Source organism: Vibrio amylolyticus (genome assembly GCF_023145695.1).
In the GTDB taxonomy this organism is placed as follows: domain Bacteria; phylum Pseudomonadota; class Gammaproteobacteria; order Enterobacterales; family Vibrionaceae; genus Vibrio; species Vibrio amylolyticus.
In genome coordinates, this window is record NZ_JAJHVV010000005.1 from 240,767 (window position 1) to 264,393 (window position 23,627).

Here is a 23,627-nt window from a genome sequence, read left to right on the forward strand (position 1 = left end):
ATTATTGGTATAGTGTTTATAAGCTAATAGATTCTGGAATTGTAAAATTAAATAACTCACCCAAAGTAAAAGGGTTTCTTTGGGTTAATGGTGTAATTCGTAAACTAAGATCACGGCCAGACACGGTAATATCACTGGTGAAACTGCCATTGTGAGTATTCGTTAATGTCGATTTCCCTAGCAATCTATAAACGGCCCATTGGCCTGATTTATTTAATACGTGTTGCTTACCTTCATCGGTTACGTCTTGGATCGTAATCGCCACATTGAAGTCACCACTCTGCGGTGGCCACTGTAGTTCTTGTATACGACTAGGACCGTGATAGTAATCAATACGTGCATCCGCTACCTGAACAGACGCTCGAATGGCACTAGAATCAAGATCAAGCACATTTGCGCTGAATGGGATGTAAAAGCGATTGGTACTTTTACTAATTAAAGTGTCTTTAATAACGTTATAGTTTCGAAGTTGTACCAGAACTTCTGGTGACAGGTCTAAAATTTCGCCATCGACGCGTCTTGGTGTCCAAAGGTTCGTATCATAGAAGGGTGCGAAGTTTTCTTGAATGAAATTATCTAACAGCCCACCTGATGCAAATAGAAGTTCAAAGTCTTCAAGTGATATTTCATCCTTAGCATCCAACTGGAAAGGGTAGCGGTTTAAACCTACCTCTCTAAACTTACTGTAGATCTCGCTATACCATTGAGTTTGAATGCCTTTTGAAGACTCGGCGATCATCACTGACCAGCTTTGGTTAACAATATCGAGCAACCAACTGCGCACTGGCTCTGGAGATTTCTGAGCAATCTGTTTTAATCGAATTATAGGGTCAGATTCTGAACTGTTCATTCTCGCTTTGGCAGCAGTAAGAGCTGCCATTTGAGAGTCTGGTGCATCCGAAATGTCTTTCATGTAGGTTCTTAAGCGATTCAGAGCAGTAATGATTTCTTCCCACGGTGTTGGAGTATTAGACGTTTCATTTACCTGAAGATGATTCAAATGTCTAAAGGCTTGCTCCACTCGCTGCATGAATAAGTAGTCTGGCTTAATCACTTCTTCTGCTAGCCCTGAAATCGCATCGACCGCGCCGGATGCTGCTGGTGAAATGTTGGCTAAAAGCGACCCTTTATTAGCATCAGGCGAGAAATGGGTGTTGACATAGACTTGTCTTAAAATCGTTGTCATAGGTGAAGCCGGACCAGAAATGAGATCGATAGCGTTCGTTAATTCAGCGATATTGTTGTATTGTTTTACCTTTAACTCGCCAAGTGTATTTCGCCAATAATTGATGTAGTCATCGGTATATTTTTTACGTACTTCTTCTTTAAAAGACTCTTCTTCCGCTTTCGTTGGAATAACATGGTTAGAGAGACCTAGTACCCAGTTATCTGAAATCACTTGTGTTGATAAAAGATCAACATTAGGGCGGTAGAAGGTACTAAATCCAGTAGACGTATAAACGTTTCCTATCTCTAAACGTTTCGATTCAAAATTATCGTTAAAGATAGTATTGAAATCAAAACCAACTGCACGTTGTAGGTTAAGCGTGCCTAGGTCAATATCGTTCGCTTGTTGTAACAACTGGCTATAAACCAGGTCAACATTAGAATTAGCGAGTAACGAACGCCTTGTTGCTCTTACTAAATCCATACTAATCTCAACTGGCTCAAAAGACGTTCGAAAATATGCATCAAGATACTCAATAACAGAGTCAACAACATGCGGTTGTGAGCTCAAACTATTTAATGCTGAATAGGTTTGCTTTCGTAGGAAAGTGATTTCCCTTTTTGAAGGCTCTTTAAGCATCAAATAACCCTTCAATAATGGTAGGGTCTTATTTAGATTCTCCTGGTGCTGGGTAAGTTGAATACGATACCCGCGCTCAATAACAGGCATAAGCTCTTGGCTAATTTTCGAAATTAATGCTTGATACGCGAGTTTAGTCGTCGGTTCTAGTTTGCTTACGTTTAGTGACGCGATCTCTGCGTCTAACGCGATATTGCCGTCAATCCATGCATTGTAAACAGGGCGAATACGATTACTGACGTCTAGCAGTTGATTGTCGAACGAAGTCGCTATATTTGTCTGGTGATTGGCATCTTCGACACTAACTAACTGATCGATGACTTTTAGGTTACTATCTAACGCAGTGACCAATAAATCCCCCCCCCCAAGTAAAATGCTGACTGAAAACGCCATTGCCAAGCGGCTGCGCCTTTGGATAAGCTTTAAATAGGTTTTGTTCTCCCCTGCAAAATCAGCTTCTGGCAGTATTTGAGACTCCATCAGAAAACGCGTGAAATAGGGCGTTTCTGTGAGGTGTGTATGCTCAGATGCAATGATAGGCAAATTGAAGTAGTTACTACAGCTCTTCGCTAATAAGTTGTACTTGCGACCGCCTTGCAGATTCGATGTAAAGAAGACCTCTCGGAGATCTAAAGAGTAGAGTCCTTGATTGGCTTCGTTCAGGCGGGAAATTAGCGCACATACTTCGTTTTGACACAGTTCAAACTGTTTTGGGAAAGACAATATAGCTTGCTTTTCATTAACATGGTTTGAATGAGAGGAAGCGTCGAGCGCGTTAGACTCCATCACTTTTACAAGATTCTGATAACTATCGGTACAATAATTGGCTACTGCCCCTTTAGCGTCTTTTAAAGGGATAGATAAAAATTCCAGATTCGATTTAAGCGGACTAAATTGCACATATTCCCGAAAGCCTTCAAGTTTATCGAGTTTCGTCATCATTAAATAGACTGGTAACGCGGCGGCTGTCTTTTGACCAATAGAAATAAGCCTATCAACGAGAGCATTGACGGTATAATCAACCTGTTCTTTTTCATGGATAATAAGAAACTCAAAATCGACGAAAAGAAGGCAACCTGAAAATGGTCTTCTAGGCCGATGGCGAATGATTTCGTTAATGAAACTTTCCCATAAGCTTGAGTCTGCACTTGAAACTTCTTGGAAAACAAGTCGATGATCTGGCTTAATGTAAATAGCAGAGTCGGACTCGTACCATTCAAAAAAATCATTTTTAATGGTGTTACTTTTATCCCTAGGTTTAATCGCATTGGAATGCGTCAGAAACTGAGATTTTCCAGCCGATTTATTACCGATCAAAAGGTAAATAGGGCGATTGCCTGCTTCATACAAAAGCGGTCGAATGACCGTCGATAGCGCTTCACTCTCAGTTTCGATATGCTGAAGTTTTGAATACTTTCTTTTCTTATACCAAAGAGAAGCCAAAAACAATAAATAGGCGAAGGAGACCAGAGCCATACCAATCCAAAGATATAACTTACTCCCTTCTTTAAACCAGAAGAATTGAATTGAGAAAAGTATTGATATCGTAATTACTGCAAATAAGGTTGATAGAAATATAGGATTTCTAAAAAATTTTGTATTAAACATAAGCCTGTAATAACTCGTTATTGTATTGTGGAAGCTTGCGCATCCATGTCATTCTGAATTTGTGTGATTTTGTACAAATAGATGTTTATTAAATCTCGGGATCTTTGTAGCTCGTTAAGATCGCTTACTTTTTCTGCGTAATCTATTCTGCCTAGTAAAGGGAACAACGAGTTACTGTATCGATATGCTTCCTCTGCATCTGAACTGTTGTCGTTATTATTTACGTTAGCGAATACCGTACGAGCTTGAGAAAAGCGTCTGTTCAGGTTTTGATAGTCAGTCTCGAGTTGATGTTGTTGTTTAGTAAACTTTTGACTCAGTAAATTAACGGACGATGAATCGGGGTATAAGTGCTCGAGATTACTTGCGACGTCAGCAAGCTTATCTGACTTTAGTATTAGGTCTGTTCGCTCATTCCAAACTAATAAAGCCTGATCAAATCGGCTGATAAGCGGGTGTTTTGCTATTTTTCTACTTTTTAGTGGGGCGTTTTTTAGCTCTGATGATATCTCGGCCAACTGACTGATGGTAGCGCCATGAATACGTTGTTCTAGTTTGATCGTTTCAAAATGGTCAATACTGATGTAGATAATAGCAAGACAACAGAAGACACATCCTGCAATCATGCTTTTCCAAAGGGTTGGATTAATGCCAACGTTAGCCTTACTTTTCGGTTCGCTTTTGGACTTTGTAATTTTAGGTGGCATGACTTCTACGTTAATAGAGGGGGGTAAGACTTGTTGTTCGGGGTTGATTTGTGGCTTCAACGTCTCTTTAATTAGGCTTTCTTTTCGAGCTGTTTCTTCTCTTATCTGTTCTATCCAAATACCGAAAACTCGACGAATAGAACCTAAAGCCGGCGCTTTGGATCCGTAATGAAGCCTCATTTCTTCTTCTATACGAAGGCAAATCTGGTGACCCGCTTCAATGAGTGGGAGATCACCTTCGCCAACGGTAAACTTTTTAATTCGTTTTTCTGAATGTTCGACCATCCATTCAATTGCGTTGGTACGCGCATTTTTCCGAGAATGCTCAGGGTAGGCGTTAAACCAATAAACAACACAGAGATCTAAAATGGAATTGAGCCCTTCAACAAACCCTTTTAACCCTTCGTTGTGCGCTGCCGCCACGGTGTAATAGCAACTGCATCTGAAGTCTTTACTTTGTCCGATGAGAATTGACTTAGATAGTTGTTGCACTTTTTTCCAGGAAACACGCCCTGTAACCTTGCTGATATTATTAATTTGACGCTTTATTTCTTCAAATTCATCTAAGCTATTTGGCGAAGTACCACATGGTTTTTGTTCGTCTACCGGTCGCCTTGTAAAATCTGAAAAATACATGAATGTCAGTTCCACTAATTATTAATAATATCATTAATCGATGGTTTTATAGGATCGATATAAATAAGAGATAGGATAGCTATGTTTTGGATTCTATAATTAATCGTCAGCAAAGAAATAGCATATGCACGTTTTTACCTTATTAATTGACTTTTTGGGGTGGAAGTCAAAATTTCACACTAATTAACGACATATTAGTTAAGATATAACTTTATAGTTCTATCAGTAAGAACTGAAATTTACTCGTTTTAGCCATGGTAGTACTTATTGTAATCATATGAATGGCCGCTTAAGTATTTGTATTTTATATGTGAAGTGGTGTTTTATTTAGATGTTGATTGGGTGTGTCGTAATTATTCTCTTGGTGAATAATATGAACTTGAAGGAGTCCTACACTTTTAATGTTAATGAAACGTTTTATTACATGGTTAATGAGAATAAATATTAAGACTTAATTAATGTAATAACGCATAAAAACTATATTGATGGTTAATGTGAGCTTGTGTGTAGGCATAATGCATTATTTAACCAAAGTTATTATTTGGATGTTGTAAATGGATAATAGTTCGGTATCTTCCTAACGTTGAAAAGGATTCATTTCACCGAGGAAGTATTATGTCCAAGTTTGGTTATATAAATATAGCTATGCTTATTTGCCTATTATCTGCACCCGTTCACTCGAAAGGACTTCGATATGGTGGTTCTGTAGGAATGCTTAGCATTGATAGTGTCGATTATGCTGAAGGTTCAAGTGGTGAGGAGGACATCTTACGCTATGGGTTTGTTCATACTAGACCCATTGATAAGAACAATAATCGCTGGCGATGGTGGTTTGGATTTAATTATCTAGACGACACAGTAGAAGCGCCCGCTAATGGAGTTTATGAAGAGGTGACCAATTACGAGTTTCGATTAGTCCCTCAATACGCCCTTACAGAATGGTCAATCTTCACTCCCTATGTTGGCGCCGGACTTTCTGCAGGTTATACACAATACAGTAATCGTTGGGAAGTTGACGATGAAGGGTATAAATATGGTTTACAGCTGGACGATATCAGCCAATTCGAAGTCGGCCTTGTCGCCACTGCTGGTAGTGTCATAAAAATCGGCAGTAATCCCAACGCTCATTTACAGATAATCCCACAAATATCCTACATCTTACCCGTCTACAACGATGGATTAGGTGGGGTTGAACTCTCTATCTCATTGCTATTTTAAAGGCTAAATATGAAAAGCAATCAGTTGGTTTTGCTCATAACCAAGTGTCCTGAAGAATATACGGGGTCAAAACATATTGAGATGCCAGAAACCGGAGGTTCTATTGGCAGGAACCTTGGTTGTACCGTCCCCCTTGCTGACCTGAATCGGTTCATTTCTGGGACACATTGTCTCATAAGCGTTTACGGTGATAGCTTTTATATCAGTGATGTTAGTACTAACGGAACATTGGTTAATGGTGAAAAGACACTAAAGAATCAACCTGTATCACTATTTGATGGCGATACGATCACTTTAGGTCAGTATGAAATTTCAGCCACATTTGAACAAACAGAAGTGCAGTCAGATATTGCCATCGATATTGCTCCAGAACGAAGTTCCAATGACCCTTTATCAAATCTTAGTGATATCGCTCAAGAGAAAGCAACCGCTGTTGGCGCTCTTGAGGACCTTTTTCTGGAAACTAAAAAAGATCAGGTTGATAGCAGCGATCCTGTAACGCATTTGAACTTTAGTATGCAGAATAATGACGACGCTTTAATTAGGGATGAGCAAAAGGAATCTCGTGTTACGTCCGTTGAAAGTAGAAGACAAGTTGTTGATGACAGCCTCAGTATCCAATCTGGTATCGACTTACCGAATATGATCCCAGAGAACTGGCTAGCGTCAGATAATGAAAAACAGGATTCATCACCTTCGGCCCCAAAAGATCGGAATGATTCCAACATAGTAAATAAACAGATTATTGAAAAACAAACCATTGAGAGTGAGGTGGTTACTCAGCCACCGGTTGCTAATAATCGTCCACAAGTAATAACCGATAAGAACGTTACTGAGCAGAAACTAGAGCATTGGGAAGAGGTGACACGTTCTTTTGAGACGAACCACAAAGCTCAACCGGTCACGAAAGAGCTGACTAACCAAGGTTCAAATAACTCAATAGCATCAGCTCCGAAATACTCTAGTGATGGAGCTATTGCATGTGGCAAGAGCCATGCATTTTTGCAAGGCTTAGGGGTTAATTCAAACAACATTGGGTCAGTGGACGAAACACTATTTAAGCAGATGGGCCAGTGCCTTCGATTATGTATTAATAAACTTCAAAATGATCTACACGAAGTTGAAAGCCTTAAAGAAGATTCACAAGAAACAGCACAAAACACAGATTTCGCAGAACTGATGTTTGCATTGAACAGTGAAGATCTACTCTCACCAAATGAACTCGTTGAACAAATGTTAGATGAATTGGATGAGCATAAAGCTCATTTAGACCATGCACTTAACGATGTGTTTAAAAATCAGGTTCAAAGTCAAAATCCACAAAATTTCGCTTTAGAAATGGAGAAAAATTCCCGTTTTATAACGAAAGGAAAACTGTGGAGTGCATATAACGAGCAATACCTCAGTAATAGTCGTGAGATTCATAAAGATTCGGTCAAAGATAAAATTAAACATAGTTATAACGAATTATTAAAGGGTGAGCATGCGTAATGTACTTATTCTAGTGGCAGCTTTAAGTCTAAGTGGTTGTGCCATGTGGGACCAATTTAAAGAGTCTACCGGCCTAACGCCTCAAACGTCATCGATTGAGTTAGTCATTGAAGCGTCTTCGAATCTTAATGTAAGAGAAGGAGGGCAATCCTCGCCTGTGATCCTTCGCGTACATGAGCTTAGTTCCCCAGTCTTATTTCGTAACTTAGACTTTTTCGCATTATTCGAAAATGATAAAGACTCATTAGGCGATGAATATTTAAAGCGCTATGAATTTCAACTTCAGCCTGGCGATGAAGTTCATCAATATATTGAGTTAGACCCAGCGACGAGAGCATTAGGTTTTTCGGTGGCATTTCGAGATATTAATGGCTCTTCGTGGAGAAAAGTTGAAGTGATTGAGGAGAAAAGTGAGTACTTCTTAAGGCTGACGCTAGAAGGTAGTGAGCTTAGCACCAACAATACACGTGGCATTGAACAAACGTATTTTTAAGGGATAGCAGTATGTCTTTATATAACCCTGTTGTATGGCAAGATGGTATGTTCATGAAGCCTCAACACTTTCAACAACTTGACCGCGCCCAAAGTAAGCAAGGGAGCATGCTAATTTCTAATGCTTCCCCGCTTTATTGGGGAATAAAGCGATTAGAAATTAATACTGAGCTTCTATCGCTTGGAAAGATCGGAGTGACGAGTGTCAAAGGAATATTGCGTGATAGAACACCTTTTGAACTGCCACTTCTGTCAGACTTGCCTGAAATAAGAGATATCGATCCTTCCTATGCAGATAAGGTCGTTTACCTTTGCTGTCCTTTACCTTCTAAGCGCTCAGAAGTGTTTGGTACCGATAAAGACGGTGCTCGCTACTCTATAAGCCAAGAAGAAGCGGTTGATGCTTGTTACGATAGCGAAGACATGGCGAGTATTGTCGTGGGAAAACTTAACTTTAGCTTAATGTTTGACCACGAAGATAAGAGTGCCTACACATCGATTCCAATCTTAAAGATTTTGGAAGTAAAGCCAGATGGTAGTGTAATACTGGATGATGATTTCATTCCTACATGCATTGATATTCACGCTTCTGATTTACTGAGTAAATTTACAACTGAATTTGCGGCAATGTTAAAGCATAGAGCTGAATCGATTGTCCAACGTTTAGGTGTTGTGGATCAGCAAGGAGTGTCAACTGTTTCTGATTTTATGTTGCTACAAACACTCAATCGCTATGAGCCTCTTTTCTGGCATTTCGCGAGTGTTGAAGGGGTTCACCCGGAAGAGCTGTATCGGGTTTTGCTTCAAGCTGAAGGCGAGCTTGCAACGCTTTGTACTTCTGAACGACGTCCTAAAGAGTTTGTAAAATACAACCATGGCAATTTAACGGAATGCCTAACCCAAACTCTTGATAGCACGAAAATGACGTTAAGTGTTATGTCTGAGCAGCGAGCGATTCCTTTAACACTGAAAGAACAGAGTTTTGGCATCAGTACAGCAGCGATACCTGATGCAAGCATTATCGATAAAACAACATTCATTTTGGCTGTTAAAGCCGATGTTACCCTCGATGTGCTGCATACTCAGTTCGTTAGCCAAACGAAGATTGGTTCGATTGATAACATTCGTGACCTGATCAATCTTCAACTACCCGGTATAGAAATAAAACCAATGCCAGTTGTGCCTAGAGCACTGCCTTATCATGCTGGTTACACCTATTTCGAACTGGATAAGTCGTGTGAAGAGTGGGCCGCTTTATCAAACACGGCTGCTATTGCTATACATGTGGCAGGTGACTTCGTGAATCTATCTCTACAGTTATGGGCCGTTAGATTATGAGTTATGCCGAAAATGATGTAACAGTCGTTCTATTTCAGCCAGAGCCGGGTAAACCAATGGAGGTGATGCCCGCGCCCGATCTCTCACGTAACATTGCCGTTCAAGAGTTAACTATCGAGAGCATGGGCGTTAACCCACTTGTTGACCAGTTTACTTGGTTAATAGCAAGTTTATCGTGTATGTCCTCTATCCCTTGGCTTGATGATCCTGCGCCATTCCGAGAGCAAGTTGCGAGAGAAATTCGTAAAGGCGAACGTAAGCTAGGGGAAATGGAAGTCGATAGAGCGTCGATATTGGTCATTCGCTACTGCTTATGTGCGGCAATTGACGAGTCAGTATGTCGTCAAGAGTGGGGGGCAAACAGTCACTGGGCACAGAACAGTTTACTCTCTGAGTTTCACAATGAAACATCTGGTGGTGATAAATTTTTTACCATATTAGAAAGGCTGAAAGCCGATCCAAGAAAATACCGTTATGTGATTGAGTTTCTTTATCTATTGCTTCAAATGGGGTTCCAAGGCCGATATGGACGAGAAGAACGCGGAAACGAGAAACTGACTGAGATTGGCAATACTGTTTATCGACTCGTTAGGGATGAAAGACTCGCAGAACAAGAGAAGTTATCCCTCGTAAATCTCAAAGCCAAATATCTAAAAAATCCATTAAAGAAAGTCATTCCCCCTAAATTAATTCTCGGTATTAGCGCCGTTATTTTCGCTGCAATGTACGGAGCGACCTATTTAATTATAGATCTTCAATTCCAACAATTACTGACGAATTACCAGTAAAAAAAGCGCAATACAGTGACACTGTGCCCAAAAAAGCAATGACAGTGAGTATAACAGTGTCTAATGCCATTTTGGCTATTAAATCAGATAGATAGTTAACAGTGTTTTCTATTATCATGTCTTTTTACTCTCAAATTGGATGAGCTATGAGTGTAACAGTATGTGCGAATGGCCTGAGTGTCGTTCACCAAGGTTCTGGAGGTGAAGCCAATGCGACACTTCCTGACGTGTGCAAAACCTCGGTTGGTAAATCGACGGTTGATATCTCCTACCAAAACAGCGCAAAGTCTTCAGATCTTGCAGGGGGAACAACTACTGTTACGGCAGATGGAGGAAACTCTATTGCGATTCATGGCTCAACTTTCTCAACCAGTACTGGTGATGAAGGTGGAGATAAAAAAGGCGTAAGCTCTGGAACTATTCAAGGTGAGGCTGAATTCATATCATCATCACCGACTGTTAAGATTGAAGGGCTTGGGGTATGCCGACTTTCAGATCAAATGACAATGAACGACGCCAATACGATGTGTTTGGGTGGAGTTCAGAATCCATCAGTGGTTGTGACTGAAGACCAAGTAGGGACGTTTACTGTCTCAATATCATGTCATTATCCTGATGGTGAGTTGTTAAAAAACTCGAATTTTGATGTTCTCGACGAGGATGAAGGCATCATCTCTTCAGGTCGTATAAACGATACGGGAGTTGGAGAAGTTGCTGGTTTACCAAGTGGTGCTCTGTTTATTAAAGTCTATGAATCTGATGACGATTATATAATACGAACTCAAAGACAAGCTAACGTACATTGTCGTGTCATTGATGAACTAAGTTTTTTTGAACTTGCATCAAAGGAAAAGCAGCCATTCTGGCTTCCTAAAAAAATGTCTCACGATGCACCAGTTTGGGGAGTGATGTCACCTTCTTTATCTTCAAGTAACGATTTTGAAGAGCTGGTGTTATTAGAAACACAATCGTACTTAGAGTATCGCCATCCGTCATTTAGTATATCTGAACTATCTTCGGCGTTAATAAATTGCCTAGAAGAACCTGATTCTATTGAGCTTCTAGCATTTATGTATGAAGCCTTACCACATGTACTAAATGAAGGAGAGTTATTAGCATCGTTGTTATTCCTTTCTGAAGAACATACCGCAGATGATTACTTCGCTTTCATGCGCCTCCACGGGAAAGGTAACCCAATAGAGTACTTAAGTAACTATGACTGGGATTCGATGAAGCATGTATTAAATACTTGGATAAGTGGATGGCTTGAAAAAATAAAAGAGCGTTTGTCTTCTATGCAGTTGTACGCTGACCAACTTAACTACGGCTATCTTTCCGGCGAGGTGTACCCTGCTCATATTGATACGATTCAGCAATGGACAAGAAAGTTACCAGAATACACCGATGAGATTATAACGTTGCTAAAAGTTAAGAGCAGTATATTCATTAATGAAAGCTCAAGCGTTATGGTCGTGAAACAGGTTAATGCCACAACATCTGCAGAAGTCTATGAAGTTCAGTTGCCTGTGAATACCAAAAAAACTTTAGATGTAGAAGAGCCATTAGCTTTCCATCTTGGTTGGATGCAAAATGAAGTTACCCGACCTTTAGATTCGCTATGGGCAGAACTTTTTACTGATGATACTTCAGCGAAGCAACAGGCTCTTGTTAAAGAAACAAACTCACATCTAAACGATCCAGTTCGACAAGGCGAGATTGTCATATTGCTGACTGTAGAGCCTAGAAGTGCGAAAGAAGTAAAAGAACTAATTGAGTTACAAGAAGAAGCATTGGCTGCAAGTATTGAGCTTGCGAAGCTTACTGATGATGAAGTCGCAACAGCTAATAATTTCTTTGAGTTATTCGACCATTTAGCTAATAACGCAATCGATGTATATAAAGATAATGGATTGCCAAACGATTATTACTCTTATGCTTCAATAGGGGTCGGAGCCGCTGCCTCTGGGACAATTCACCATTTAACTAATATTAATAATATTTTAAAAGAAATAAACGACTTATATGTAAGTCATGTTAGCAAGCGACAAAGCGTAGGGTATGTCAATTACAACGCTTTCTTTCAAAAGCGAACATTGCTATTGAAAAAATTAGATGGTTCATTTTCAGCTCTTTCTAAAAAGAGCATTAAAATACCAGCTTATAAACAGGTCAAGCGCAATTTGAAACTATCAACTAAATCAGTAATTCATAACGCAGATCAGATAATTGCCAAGGGTTTTGTTCCGAACTTAGGTAAAAGAATGGCAAATGTGGCACTTGGAATCACAACTTCACGACAAGTCGGATACGTTGGGATTACGTTAGGTGCAGCTAGTGGTATGAAAAATATTTATGAAGCATGCAACATTGACGGAAGTGGCAACTGTGGTAAAACAACTACTAGAGAAATTGCTGGCTTTGGCTTTGGTATTTGGGGGGGATCTAAGGGGGCAGTAGCCGGGGTGGCGCTTGCAGTAGGTGTAGTTGGAGCTGCAGCATCAGCTCCCGTTATTGCTATCGCAACAATTACAGGAGTTGTAGTAGGGGGAGCAATTGGTGGAACTGTTGGCGCGACAGGCGGTAAAATATTTGGTGATATCGTGCATGAGTACTTGTTAGAGCCTATTTCTGAGGTATTTGAATAATGAGTGAACTAACTATACAATTTCTTGTGCTTTTTAGAACAATCTCTGGATTATATGCGGTGATTTGGTTTGTTCCTCCTTTGATTCTAGCTATCAGAGCCTCGCTAGGGGACAGCAAACACATTCTTTTTTTGGATGAACAATTGGCTAAAGACATCAAAACTTTGCACTCCAACCCATTCCATATGTCTCCGTATGCGATAAGCTCTCGTTTTCTCGATTACTGTATCGCATTTCCTTTTATTAAGAAAAGAGCAACGACTAATTCTTGGAAATTCAAACTAATAATGTTGTTAAATTCTATGTGGTTTTACTCTGTTATTATGTTTGTAGTTTCAGTTCTTATATCAAAACACTTCGGTGTTTAGCTAATGAAAGTATTTTCTATTTGGAAAAGAGTTAAGGCTTAAAGGATATAATCAGTAGGTATGATTAAATCTCTAAGAAATCCAACAGTTATGTAGAACAAAGATAAGTATTCAATTATAGGGTTAGCATTGCTAGTCCTTTTTTGATCTTACTTTATTGACTAGAGCTAAACTAAACACCCTCTAACTATACTTGCCTAGCTTAAGGATTAACCTATTTGTGCGTTAACTGTGAATCCTTTTTATAACGTGCGAGGCCTCTGTGATGTTTGTTCATATTAGGTTTACAGCGTACGTGTTATAAAAGGGGGTAACGCTACAATAGCGAATCATATTTGCTGACCGATGGGATACTACATGACTTACAAAACAATACTAATAACAGGTGCAACGAAAGGAATTGGAAGGGCGTTGGTGAAAGATCTTTGCCAAAAAGGCTATCGCGTGTTTGCAACTGGCCGTGATGAAACACAGCTCAACTCTTTAAAAGACGAAACAGGCTGTGAAGGCGTGACTTGTGATTTGAGTAACCCAGAAAAAACAGTTGAGCTATACCAATTAGCTAAAGCTGCGTTAGGCAATATTGATGTATTGATTAACAATGCAGGTATGAACTCTCGTAAGTGCGCGATTGTCGATACTGATCTCGAAGAGTTTGAAAAGCAGTATGCAGTCAACCTTCGCGCGCCGTACATTTTATGTCGTGAAACGATGAAAGATATGGTGCAAAATAAGCACGGATATATCATCAATGTGGTTAGTACAGTCGCGAAGCGTAGCAATGAAATCATGGGCATTTACACCGCCATGAAGCAAGGCTTTGCTGGGCTCAATAACGTGCTCATGAAAGAAGCGCAGCCACATGGTATTAAAGTCACCGCTGCTTATCCAGGTGGAACGAATACAGAATTTCGAGATCAAGAGCGTCCCCAATACATGAAGCCAGAAAGTGTGGCGACTATGATTACGCAGCTGCTTAGCAATCCAAAAGATGCGGTTGTTCACGAGCTTACGTTTAGACCGCCTGTCGAACTAGAATAAAGCAACTCGTAACTGGGGTGGATCACAAGTGACAACCACTCCAGTAATGTTTATTCATTCCATAGTGTAATTGTATCACTCGCAGTTAGCATTTTTTATTAATTTGTAATAATGTCGAAGAGAGTTTTAAAGGGAAGTTAAGTTACAAATGTCAGACAAATCAAAAGCCGATCGTCCAGCCAATGCCCAGAGTAACGAACATTCATTTACGTTACCCACCATACTATCTGGGCCAATTCTAAGAAAGTGTACAGGGTCAGAAATAACCCTTTGGCTAGCGACATCGAAACCGCTTGAAGGTCAGTTTGCTCTCTATTTGTCGGGTGAAGATCAATCTATTTATTCGATTGGCCTTGAGACGGGCGAATACGTTCAACTAGGAGATCGTGCATGGGCTTACTTACTTAATATTACTGGAGACTTTCCAACTGACACCCCTTTGGAATACGATCTAATAACCAAAGAAGGTAACTTAACGGAACTTGTGTCTGACATTTTGTATGAATCAGAAAATAGAGTTCAGTTTGAGATAAAATCCCGTGCCGATTATGTCATGCATGGTTCATGTCGAAACCCGCATTACCCAAGCAAAGATAGTCTTGTTGCCGCAGATAATAAGGTATCTAACTTAGCGATAGAAGAACGTCCGTCTATGCTGATGATGAGTGGTGATCAAATCTATGCGGATCATGTTGCTGGCTCAATGCTAGACGCCATTCAACAAGTCATCGCTCTTTTAGGGCTAAGAGATGAAACATTTATCGATGCCCCGATAGCGTCGGCATCTGAACTCTATCAGCATGAGAGTAACTTTTACGAGCGCGACAAGATTTTACCTCACTATTTAGATGGAGGCGAAGGCGCCATTGAACGCCATGTTTGGCTAAAAAATTGGCTGACCCGTAAGTCCCCAGTTTTTAGCTCAAGAGAATCAGGTAACCATCTGATTTCTTTAGCTGAATTTGTCGCTATGTATTTATTGGTGTGGTCTCCGACTCTATGGCGATTTGTCGACAACACGGCGCTTGAGCAAAATGGCTTTGTCCATGCGAATAAAGAACTCGCGCCTAAATGGCAAAAGCTATGGCATGAAGAGTTCCCTGAAATCGAAACCTTTGTAGTGGGGTTATCTAATGTACGCCGACTAATGGCGCATATACCTACCTATATGATTTTTGATGATCATGATGTGACTGACGATTGGAACTTAACCCGAGGCTGGGAACAAGCAGCCTATCAACATCCTTTTTCGAATCGAATAATTGGTAACGCGCTTATCGGTTATTGGATCTTCCAAGGGTGGGGGAATACACCAAGTCAATTTGATAATGCCTTTATAAGCAGTGTTAGAAGCGTCTTTGACAATAACAACACAAACCAACATGATGCGCTGATTTCACGTTTGTATAAATTTGAACAGTGGCATTACACCATTGAGACCACGCCAAAGGTTATCGTGTTAGATACTCGAACAAGACGTTGGCGCTCTGAATCAAAATTAAATAAACCCTCTGGGCTCATGGATTGGGAGGCGTTATCTGAATTACAGCAGTCGTTACTGCATGAGCCTGCTGTCATCATAGTTTCTCCAGCACCGATATTTGGCGTTAAGTTTATTGAAATGCTGCAAAGAGGGATGACGATTCTTGGACAACCGCTACTGATTGACGCTGAAAACTGGATGGCACACCCAGGTTCGGCGAATACACTACTTAGTATCTTTACCCACTCAAAGACGCCGACTAACTTTGTCATTCTATCTGGCGATGTACATTACTCATTTGCTTACGATATTCGTCTTCGTTTTAGTAAGAGCAGCCCGAATATTTATCAAATCACGTCGAGTGGAATTAAGAATGAATTTCCGGATCCACTTTTAAAAATATGTGATGTATTGGATAGAGCACTCTATAGCCCTCGCTCACCACTCAACCTGTTTACCAAGCGTAAGAATTTAAAAATATACAAACGGGACCCTAACTTTGATGGAGAACGCCGATTGATCAATCAAAGCTCAATTGGAGAAGTGTATTTAGATAAAACGGGTAAACCGACTAAAATTCAAATTACGCTCGCTAAAGGTGACGTTGTGACGTTTCCTGAGGTGGAAAAATTGCAATAATTTACTAGACTCATGAACAAGGTGTCGATATCAAAATGAGTGTTTAATGCGATAAATCAGTTGTATATAGTAACTTATCTATCAATTACCTCCACTTAAGATATCGTTCGGTATATTGTTGAATAAGGTCTAGTCATGAAGCTAAATCATGGTCGACAACTCAGTTTTAGGGTAGGCATAGGATTTACTCTAGCTATCATATTGATTATTGTCATGATTTACACAGCGCCAATTAATGCAGGAAGTGAGTCGGTATTGCGAGTCGCTAACTCGAAAGCGTGGAAACCATATTCTTTTATCAATAACAGTGGGGAGCCAGAAGGAATACTCATTGATTTCTGGAATGAGTATGCCGAACTCAATGATGTTGAGGTTGAATTTGTCCTCGTCGACTGGAATGACTCACTGGAAGCGATAAAGGATGGTAGAGCAGATGTACATGGCGGGCTATTATGGTCTGAGCCTCGTGAAGAGTTCTTAGATTTTGCGGAGCCACTGTTTGAGATTGAAACGCAGCTTTACTACCATCAAAAAGATGTCGGCAATGATATTTCTCCCCTACTCAATGGCGAAGTAGCAGACGCAATCGGCGCTGTAAAAGGCGGGTATGAAGAGTACTTCGCCCGTAAAGAGTTTCCTAAAGCCAATATTCTTGTCTACTCCACCACTAAAGAGCTTTTAATAGCCGCCAACTCAGGTAGGGTGACTGCCTTTGTTAGTGACTTGCTAACGTCCAATTTTTATCTCTATTCATCGAAAGAACCTTTGAGCTTCGTGCCAGTACAATATCTCTATTCAGGTGATTTATACCCAGCGGTTAAAAAGGGTAACGAGTCTCTAAGAAATCAAGTAATTAGTGGATTTACCAATCTTACAGATGAAAACCGTAAGGGAATTCTCCAAAAGTGGATGTATATTGAAACCGTATATCCCACGCAAACTCTCTGGTTAGTTGTAGTCGTCGTTACAGCAATGATTCTATTCTTTATTGCTATATTTCGACGCCATATGATCTCACGTACAAAGCATCTAGAGGACACGAATCAAAGGTTGATGAAGCTTTCTTTAACGGACGTTCTCACTGGCATCAGTAACCGTCGTCACTTTACTGACTACATCGAGAGCTTGGAAAAAGATGGTCACACGATATCTGTCATGATCTTTGATATCGATAATTTTAAAAACGTTAATGACACTTATGGACACACTATCGGAGACGAAGTCATACGCTTTGTCGCACAAGTAGTTAAAACAGAGCTAAATTCTACGATGCATTTCTCACGCATTGGTGGCGAAGAGTTCGCGATAGTAGCACTCGATCTGGACTTTGAAGCAGCCAAAGATCTTGCCCAGAGAGTTTGTCGAAAAGTCCATCAAGGGAATCGATCAGAAGGCTACCTAAACCAGCTTTCTATTAGTGTCGGCTGTGCATTTTATGAAGAGTGTTCGGGTAACATTGATATAGTGAAAGCCGATCATTTAATGTATAGAGCAAAGAAACAGGGTAAAAATCGGGTAGTGGTTGAAAAAGTCTAATATTTTCAATTTATTAGGGTTGTTACTATCATAATTTACTCATTCCGATATGATCAAGTACTCACTGTTATCTTATCAATCTTCGTGGTTGTTATCGGCGTGGAGCTGTCTGCGATAAACGTTTGTAGTTTAACCAAAACATCATGCTCTAATTGATTTAGAAAAGACTAGGGCATGATGTGAGTAGTATGGATGAACTAAACCAAACGTCTCTTCAACCCTGCTTTCTCTAAAATTCGTGTCGAGATCTCTTCAACCGACAAAGAAGAGGTGTTGATGTAGGGAATCGCTTCACGTCTAAATAACGCTTCAACCGATGCTAATTCTAAACGGCATTGCTCATCACTCGCATAGTCGCTTCCTGATAATCGGTTTTCCCTAATCTCAGTCAGCCTTTGTGCGTCTATGGTTAAACCGAAGAGTTTATGACGGTGGATTTCAAACTCAGGTAATAATCGCATCGCCTTAATGTCATCATCGATGAAGGGGTAGTTAACAACCCTTAGCCCAAACTGCATCGCCATATATAAACTTGTCGGTGTTTTTCCGCTACGTGAGACGCCTAGCAGAACAATATCCGCTTTCTCAATGCCTTTTAGCGTAATGCCATCATCGTGGGCGAGGGTATATTCAATTGCAGCGATACGATCAAAGTAGGTGTCAGAATCACGCTTAACACTACGAGAGCGTTGAAGCTTTGGCTGTGGCTCCATTTGGAGGTCGTTTTGCATCTTTTTGACGAGATCTTCTAAAACGTCATAGCAGTGCGCCGAACTCTTCACTAGAACTTGGCGAATGTCTGGTAACACGATAGAAAAAAAGACCAGTGGTTTTTCCCCTGTTCGCGTAAAGCTATTTTCTATTTCACGTACAAGGTCTTCAACTTTGTCTAAGCTTTCTACAAAGGGAAAGGTTTTTTCGTTCGCTGAAAATGAGAATTGACCAAGTAAAACGTGCCCAAGTGTTTCACAAGTGATGGCGGTTCCGTCAGAAACATAGAATACATCACGACTTTCGGTATTGATCTGCATATATTGTTTAAGCTATCAAATAATGTTGAGTATGATTCACACCATAATAACGATAACAAAACCTGGTATTCAGTTACGTGCCCCACAGCTTTAAAAATTAATCTAAATTTTTTTTGCTTATGCGTAATCGTTTGCCTCCCCCTACATTAAAAAGCTGCAATGCATTCGGAGAAATTCATGCATAAGAACACCCTCTGGTTTAATGGCCTGTCCATGAACGATGTCGACAAAGTCGGCGGTAAAAATGCCTCGTTAGGCGAAATGGTTTCTAACCTAGCTAACGCTGGTGTATCAGTACCCAACGGATTTGCGACAACGTCCTTCGCGTTTAACCAATTTTTAGATTTTGAAGGCCTCGATGACCGGATACATCAACTTCTCGACGAACTTGATGTAGAAGATGTTGACGCACTACGTAAAACCGGTGCTCAGATTCGTGAATGGGTATTAAAAGCTCCGTTCCCTGCGGATCTAGAACAGGCCATTCGTAATGATTATCAAGAACTGATAGACGGAAATGAAGAGTTATCTGTCGCTGTACGTTCATCTGCGACTGCAGAAGACTTACCTGATGCCTCTTTTGCAGGGCAACAAGAAACGTTTTTGAATGTGAAAGGCATTGATGCCGTTTTAGAAGCAACGAAACACGTTTACGCATCACTGTTTAACGACCGTGCTATCTCATACCGTGTTCACCAAGGCTTTGATCACCGTGGAATCTCGCTTTCAGCAGGTATTCAACGCATGGTTCGTTCAGATAAAGCGTCATCTGGCGTGATGTTTACTCTTGATACTGAGTCTGGTTTTGACCAAGTTGTATTTATTACCTCATCATGGGGCTTAGGTGAGATGGTCGTTCAAGGTGCGGTTAACCCTGACGAATTCTACGTACATAAGCCACTGCTTGAAGCTGGTCAAACGCCAATCGTTAAAAAAACCTTCGGTTCTAAGCTTATAAAGATGATCTATTCTGACAACCAGGAGATTGGTAAGCAGGTTGATATCATCGATACTTCATCAAAAGAGCGTGAACAATTTTCGCTTAACGATGAAGAGATTAAAGAATTAGCAAAACAAGCGATGATCATCGAAAAGCACTATGAACGTCCTATGGATATTGAGTGGGCTAAAGATGGTATCGACGGCAAACTTTACATTGTTCAAGCACGCCCTGAAACCGTGTGTTCTCAATCTGAGAAGAACGTTATTGAGCGCTACGAGCTAAATAACAAAGCGGATGTACTTATTGAAGGTCGCGCTATCGGACAACGTATCGGCAGCGGTAAAGTTCGCTTGGTGGATTCACTTGATCAAATGTCATTGGTTCAAGATGGTGATGTCCTAGTTACAGATATGACAGACCCTGATTGGGAACCTGTGATGAAAAAAGCTTCTGCGATTGTCACTAACCGTGGTGGGCGTACCTGCCATGCCGCGATCATCGCTCGTGAGTTAGGCATTCCAGCGATTGTTGGTTGTGGTGAAGCAACGAGTGCACTTACTGATGGTGACGTTGTCACTGTTTCTTGTTCAGAAGGTGAAACGGGTTACGTCTATCAAGGTGAGCTTAATTTCGAAATTAAACGTTCCGCAGTTGACGAGCTTCCACTTTTACCAACGAAAGTCATGATGAACGTGGGTAACCCAGATCGTGCCTTTGACTTTGCTCAACTGCCAAATGAAGGGGTTGGTCTCGCTCGTTTAGAATTCATCATCAACAAAATGATTGGTATCCACCCTAAAGCATTATTGAATTTTGATGGCCAGAGTGAAGAGATTCAAAGTGAAATCAAACAGCGTATTCGTGGTTACAAAGATCCAATCGACTTTTACGTCAGCAAATTGACTGAAGGTATTGCAACGATTGCTGCGGCATTCTGGCCTAAGCGCGTAATTGTTCGTATGTCTGACTTTAAATCGAATGAATATAGCAACTTAGTTGGTGGCAAAAGCTTTGAGCCACACGAAGAAAATCCAATGCTTGGCTTCCGCGGTGCATCGCGTTACATCTCACCAGTTTTTGAAGATTGTTTTGAGTTAGAAACACAAGCGATTAAGCGTGTTCGTAACGAAATGGGGTTAAAGAACGTAGAGATCATGATTCCATTTGTTCGTACGCCAAGCGAAGCGGCATCCGTTATTGATCTATTAGCGAAGTTTGAGCTTAAACGTGGCGACCAAGGACTGAAAGTCATCATGATGTGTGAATTGCCTTCAAACGCCATTCTCGCGGAAGAGTTCTTAAAGTACTTTGATGGCTTCTCGATTGGCTCTAACGACATGACGCAGTTAACGCTGGGTCTTGATCGTGATTCAGGTGATGTCGCCCATCTATTTGATGAGCGTAACCCTGCGGTAAAAGCGATGCTTAAAATGTCGATTGATGCAGCAACTAAAGCAGGTAAGTACGTAGGTATTTGTGGGCAAGGGCCTTCTGACCACGACGATCTCGCTAAGTGGTTAATGGAGCAAGGGATCAGTTCAGTATCGTTAAACCCAGATACTGTTATTGATACCTGGCTTAAACTTGGCAACGTGAACGCTAAGTAAAATATTCCAAGCATTACTCTTCACGCACTACTGTTTATTTAAACAGTAGTGCGTGAAGAACAAATAAAAGCGCCTTTGTGGCGCTTTTTTTGTTTAGGGGTTTCAGAGAAATCTTAAATATCAGCCATTTATGTGTTGTTTCAACTTATTGTTGGTGGCAGTTGAACCTCTATACTACTGTATGCATCGACAATAGGCTGTGTTTCCTCATTATCGCCTTTTGAAATCCTCTTATAGTGAGAAAGAGTTTTAGTGAGGTATCTTCTTGCAATCTCATACTGTGATTTAGAAGGGGGTTTCCAAATATCGATACCAACAGGCGAAACAAGCGGAAAACTGTTATTCCGCGTTGAGCCAGATACCAGCTGAATTTCATAAAAACGTTTATTTTCTTCAATAAGCGCCTCTTTCATTGTTCTAAATCCGATAGAGCGGAGCTGGTTTCGAACACGATAGTGATGATGTACTGGGCAAAGTAGAAAGTCGATCGACTCCTTTGGATGTTTATTAGAAATCGCTTTAACGAACTCAATGGTAAGATCGCCACCAACTCCTGCAATAATAATGAGGTGCCTACCTGTATGCTGTTCTAGAGGTAACTCAGCAACGTCAACACAGTGTGTAGACCAAGGAGTAGAGGAGTGGGCATAGTATTTATTCAAATTGGATTCTACATGTTCCATAAGCCCAGGGACGATATCAACAAAGTGAATATGCTCACCAGCGTGTCGAGAAAGTAATTGAGCACCTAATAGGCCATGGTCACAGCAACAATCCCATATATGATCGTATCCGTGCTCGACCATTTCATCCACTTGTTTTAGACGTTTACTTATCTTCACACCAATTACCCAAAATAAAAATCGACACTATTGTAATGACTTTTAAAGGACAACTAAAGAACGCGTTAAGCAGCCGACAAATTGAATGGTGTAAATTATCGTTAAGTACCACAACGACAACGTGCTTAGGGAAAGATATTCTAATACAAAATATGAAAACACCTCCGTTTACGAGATGATAAATGGTAGATAAGGTGTAATTTATTTGTTAACCAAGTCACTCAATCAAAACCATTAATATATACTTATGTGGTCGAAATAGGGGTATTGAGAATTTATATGCACTAATGATGACTAAAGAAAACGAGCTTGTGTTAAATTGTTGTTTCATTAGAATAACTAATCCTATAATCTAGTTTTTGTCATTATTTAATCACTAAAAAAAACACTATATTAGCCCCAACGAAACAAAATTATTCGAATTATAGAGAGGCCAATATGTCACAAGTTATGCCACTAGACACAATCGCTGTTCCACACTCTATGGATAAGAAAACCTACTCGGTTAGTTTCAAAGGATTGATTGCACATTTATTAGATATTCTGTTTGTAGATAACAGCCAACCAAGTACTTATTATGCGTCTGACATGTCAGATCATATGCAAAAAGACTTAGGCTTGATGCGATAGCTCCAATATCTAAAGTGTCTTATGAATACCAAAATGCAGCCTAATGGCTGCATTTTTTGTTTTTGTCGGCAATGTCTTAGTCGTTCTGTATATCGATGGTAATCAGGCACAAAAAAAGCGCCTCTTGGACGCTTTCTATTCATCATTTTATTATGATTACTTCTTACGACAAAACTCAGCAATGACATACATTGATTGACCGCCGTTAGTTTTACCAGAAACAAGCTTAGGATCGTCACCAACACTAATTCCGCGAATAACTGTGCCTTGTTTAATAACTTGATTCGTCCCTTTTACTGGTAAATCCTTAATAACTGTTACGTCGTCACCTTTTTTGAGCTCTACGCCATTCACATCAAAAGGTTTGTCGTCTGCAGACATGCCGATTTGTGCCCATACCGATGTTTCTTCTTCTAGATACATCATGTCGAGTAGGTCTTGTGCCCACGTTTCAGAGTTCAGGCGCGTAAGCTGACGCCAAGCCGTCACTTGTACTGGTGGCTCTTGGCTCCACATGCTGTCATTTAGACAACGCCAGTGGTTGATATCTTTTGGGTCTTCAATTTCGGCTAAACACTTATCACAAACCATGATGCCGTGATCTACTGTTACGTGGCTGTGTGGCGGTACAGCGTAGGCTGTTAACGGTGAATCGCTTGCACACAGTTCACACTTTGATTGACAGCGTTCTAGCATAGTTGCTTCAGAAGACATAATAGGCTCACATTTAGTAATTTAAATAACGCGCACATTATCCACTTTATCCATAAAAAATAA

The 23,627-nt window shown here is 40.4% G+C and carries 16 protein-coding genes; 11 read left to right on the forward strand and 5 right to left on the reverse strand.

Annotated elements, in window-relative coordinates:
- Positions 1-16: 16 nt before the first annotated feature.
- Together tssM and KP803_RS09795 are read right to left on the reverse strand one after the other, a co-directional pair.
- A complete protein-coding gene (tssM, locus tag KP803_RS09790; protein WP_248008643.1) occupies positions 17-3,415 on the reverse strand; it encodes a type VI secretion system membrane subunit TssM in 3,399 nt (1,132 codons plus the stop codon).
- A gap of 17 nt (positions 3,416-3,432) precedes the next feature.
- Entirely contained in the window at positions 3,433-4,758 is a 1,326-nt protein-coding gene (locus KP803_RS09795) for a type VI secretion system ImpA family N-terminal domain-containing protein (protein WP_248008644.1), read from the reverse strand.
- 645 nt (positions 4,759-5,403) lie between these two features.
- Between KP803_RS09795 and KP803_RS09800 the strand changes: the two genes are divergently transcribed.
- The 9 genes from KP803_RS09800 to KP803_RS09840 all read left to right on the forward strand — a co-directional run bounded on the left by KP803_RS09800 (position 5,404) and on the right by KP803_RS09840 (position 17,797).
- A complete protein-coding gene (locus KP803_RS09800; RefSeq protein ID WP_248008760.1) occupies positions 5,404-5,976 on the forward strand; it encodes a hypothetical protein in 573 nt (190 codons plus the stop codon).
- 9 nt (positions 5,977-5,985) lie between these two features.
- Complete coding sequence (locus KP803_RS09805) at positions 5,986-7,467, forward strand: type VI secretion system-associated FHA domain protein (protein WP_248008645.1); 1,482 nt, start codon at positions 5,986-5,988, stop codon at positions 7,465-7,467.
- Positions 7,460-7,960, forward strand: a complete 501-nt coding sequence (tssJ, locus tag KP803_RS09810) for a type VI secretion system lipoprotein TssJ (protein ID WP_248008646.1) — start codon at positions 7,460-7,462, stop codon at positions 7,958-7,960. Before KP803_RS09805 ends, tssJ begins: the two co-directional genes overlap by 8 nt.
- 11 nt (positions 7,961-7,971) lie before the next feature.
- Entirely contained in the window at positions 7,972-9,297 is a 1,326-nt protein-coding gene (tssK, locus tag KP803_RS09815; protein WP_248008647.1) for a type VI secretion system baseplate subunit TssK, read from the forward strand.
- The gene (icmH, locus tag KP803_RS09820) at positions 9,294-10,085 is read left to right on the forward strand and encodes a type IVB secretion system protein IcmH/DotU (protein WP_248008648.1); all 792 of its coding nucleotides are present in this window, start codon (positions 9,294-9,296) and stop codon (positions 10,083-10,085) included. The genes tssK and icmH overlap by 4 nt, the downstream gene beginning before the upstream one ends.
- Positions 10,086-10,231: 146 nt before the next feature.
- Positions 10,232-12,730 carry a DUF4150 domain-containing protein gene (locus KP803_RS09825; RefSeq protein WP_248008649.1) on the forward strand — a complete coding sequence of 833 codons (2,499 nt, stop codon included), beginning with the start codon at positions 10,232-10,234 and terminating at the stop codon, positions 12,728-12,730.
- Positions 12,731-13,455: 725 nt separating this feature from the next.
- Positions 13,456-14,139 carry an SDR family oxidoreductase gene (locus KP803_RS09830; protein WP_248008650.1) on the forward strand — a complete coding sequence of 228 codons (684 nt, stop codon included), beginning with the start codon at positions 13,456-13,458 and terminating at the stop codon, positions 14,137-14,139.
- Positions 14,140-14,287: 148 nt separating this feature from the next.
- Positions 14,288-16,261 carry an alkaline phosphatase D family protein gene (locus tag KP803_RS09835; protein WP_248008651.1) on the forward strand — a complete coding sequence of 658 codons (1,974 nt, stop codon included), beginning with the start codon at positions 14,288-14,290 and terminating at the stop codon, positions 16,259-16,261.
- A gap of 135 nt (positions 16,262-16,396) precedes the next feature.
- The gene (locus KP803_RS09840) at positions 16,397-17,797 is read left to right on the forward strand and encodes a transporter substrate-binding domain-containing diguanylate cyclase (protein WP_248008652.1); all 1,401 of its coding nucleotides are present in this window, start codon (positions 16,397-16,399) and stop codon (positions 17,795-17,797) included.
- Between the two features lie 197 nt (positions 17,798-17,994).
- On the opposite strand, the gene ppsR is transcribed toward KP803_RS09840, so the two are convergent.
- Positions 17,995-18,828 (reverse strand): posphoenolpyruvate synthetase regulatory kinase/phosphorylase PpsR, encoded by an 834-nt coding sequence (gene ppsR / locus KP803_RS09845; RefSeq protein WP_248008653.1) that lies wholly within the window; start codon positions 18,826-18,828, stop codon positions 17,995-17,997.
- Positions 18,829-19,005: 177 nt separating this feature from the next.
- Between ppsR and ppsA the strand changes: the two genes are divergently transcribed.
- Positions 19,006-21,378: a phosphoenolpyruvate synthase gene (ppsA, locus tag KP803_RS09850; protein ID WP_248008654.1), complete on the forward strand. Its 2,373-nt coding sequence runs from the start codon at positions 19,006-19,008 to the stop codon at positions 21,376-21,378.
- 140 nt (positions 21,379-21,518) lie between these two features.
- Here the strand turns inward: ppsA and KP803_RS09855 are convergent, their stop codons facing one another.
- A complete protein-coding gene (locus KP803_RS09855) occupies positions 21,519-22,220 on the reverse strand; it encodes a tRNA (adenine(22)-N(1))-methyltransferase (RefSeq protein ID WP_345791553.1) in 702 nt (233 codons plus the stop codon).
- Between the two features lie 438 nt (positions 22,221-22,658).
- Here KP803_RS09855 and KP803_RS09860 point away from each other — a divergent pair, with 438 nt between their 5' ends.
- Positions 22,659-22,850, forward strand: coding sequence for a hypothetical protein (locus KP803_RS09860; protein ID WP_248008655.1), 192 nt, complete (start codon positions 22,659-22,661; stop codon positions 22,848-22,850).
- Positions 22,851-23,006: 156 nt separating this feature from the next.
- Here KP803_RS09860 and KP803_RS09865 read toward each other — a convergent pair whose 3' ends face one another.
- Entirely contained in the window at positions 23,007-23,564 is a 558-nt protein-coding gene (locus tag KP803_RS09865; protein WP_248008656.1) for a PhnA domain-containing protein, read from the reverse strand.
- Positions 23,565-23,627 lie beyond the last annotated feature (63 nt).

Excerpts from the sequence above, each read along its gene's own strand:
- KP803_RS09865 (WP_248008656.1), bottom strand. The coding sequence starts at position 23,564 with ATGTCTTCTGAAGCAACTATGCTAGAACGCTGTCAATCAAAGTGTGAA.
- KP803_RS09800 (WP_248008760.1), top strand. The coding sequence starts at position 5,404 with ATGCTTATTTGCCTATTATCTGCACCCGTTCACTCGAAAGGACTTCGA.
- KP803_RS09805 (WP_248008645.1), top strand. The coding sequence starts at position 5,986 with ATGAAAAGCAATCAGTTGGTTTTGCTCATAACCAAGTGTCCTGAAGAA.
- KP803_RS09835 (WP_248008651.1), top strand. The coding sequence starts at position 14,288 with ATGTCAGACAAATCAAAAGCCGATCGTCCAGCCAATGCCCAGAGTAAC.
- tssK (WP_248008647.1), top strand. The coding sequence starts at position 7,972 with ATGTCTTTATATAACCCTGTTGTATGGCAAGATGGTATGTTCATGAAG.
- icmH (WP_248008648.1), top strand. The coding sequence starts at position 9,294 with ATGAGTTATGCCGAAAATGATGTAACAGTCGTTCTATTTCAGCCAGAG.
- tssM (WP_248008643.1), bottom strand. The coding sequence starts at position 3,415 with ATGTTTAATACAAAATTTTTTAGAAATCCTATATTTCTATCAACCTTA.
- KP803_RS09795 (WP_248008644.1), bottom strand. The coding sequence starts at position 4,758 with ATGTATTTTTCAGATTTTACAAGGCGACCGGTAGACGAACAAAAACCA.
- KP803_RS09830 (WP_248008650.1), top strand. The coding sequence starts at position 13,456 with ATGACTTACAAAACAATACTAATAACAGGTGCAACGAAAGGAATTGGA.
- ppsA (WP_248008654.1), top strand. The coding sequence starts at position 19,006 with ATGCATAAGAACACCCTCTGGTTTAATGGCCTGTCCATGAACGATGTC.
- KP803_RS09840 (WP_248008652.1), top strand. The coding sequence starts at position 16,397 with ATGAAGCTAAATCATGGTCGACAACTCAGTTTTAGGGTAGGCATAGGA.
- KP803_RS09860 (WP_248008655.1), top strand. The coding sequence starts at position 22,659 with ATGTCACAAGTTATGCCACTAGACACAATCGCTGTTCCACACTCTATG.
- ppsR (WP_248008653.1), bottom strand. The coding sequence starts at position 18,828 with ATGCAGATCAATACCGAAAGTCGTGATGTATTCTATGTTTCTGACGGA.
- KP803_RS09825 (WP_248008649.1), top strand. The coding sequence starts at position 10,232 with ATGAGTGTAACAGTATGTGCGAATGGCCTGAGTGTCGTTCACCAAGGT.
- tssJ (WP_248008646.1), top strand. The coding sequence starts at position 7,460 with ATGCGTAATGTACTTATTCTAGTGGCAGCTTTAAGTCTAAGTGGTTGT.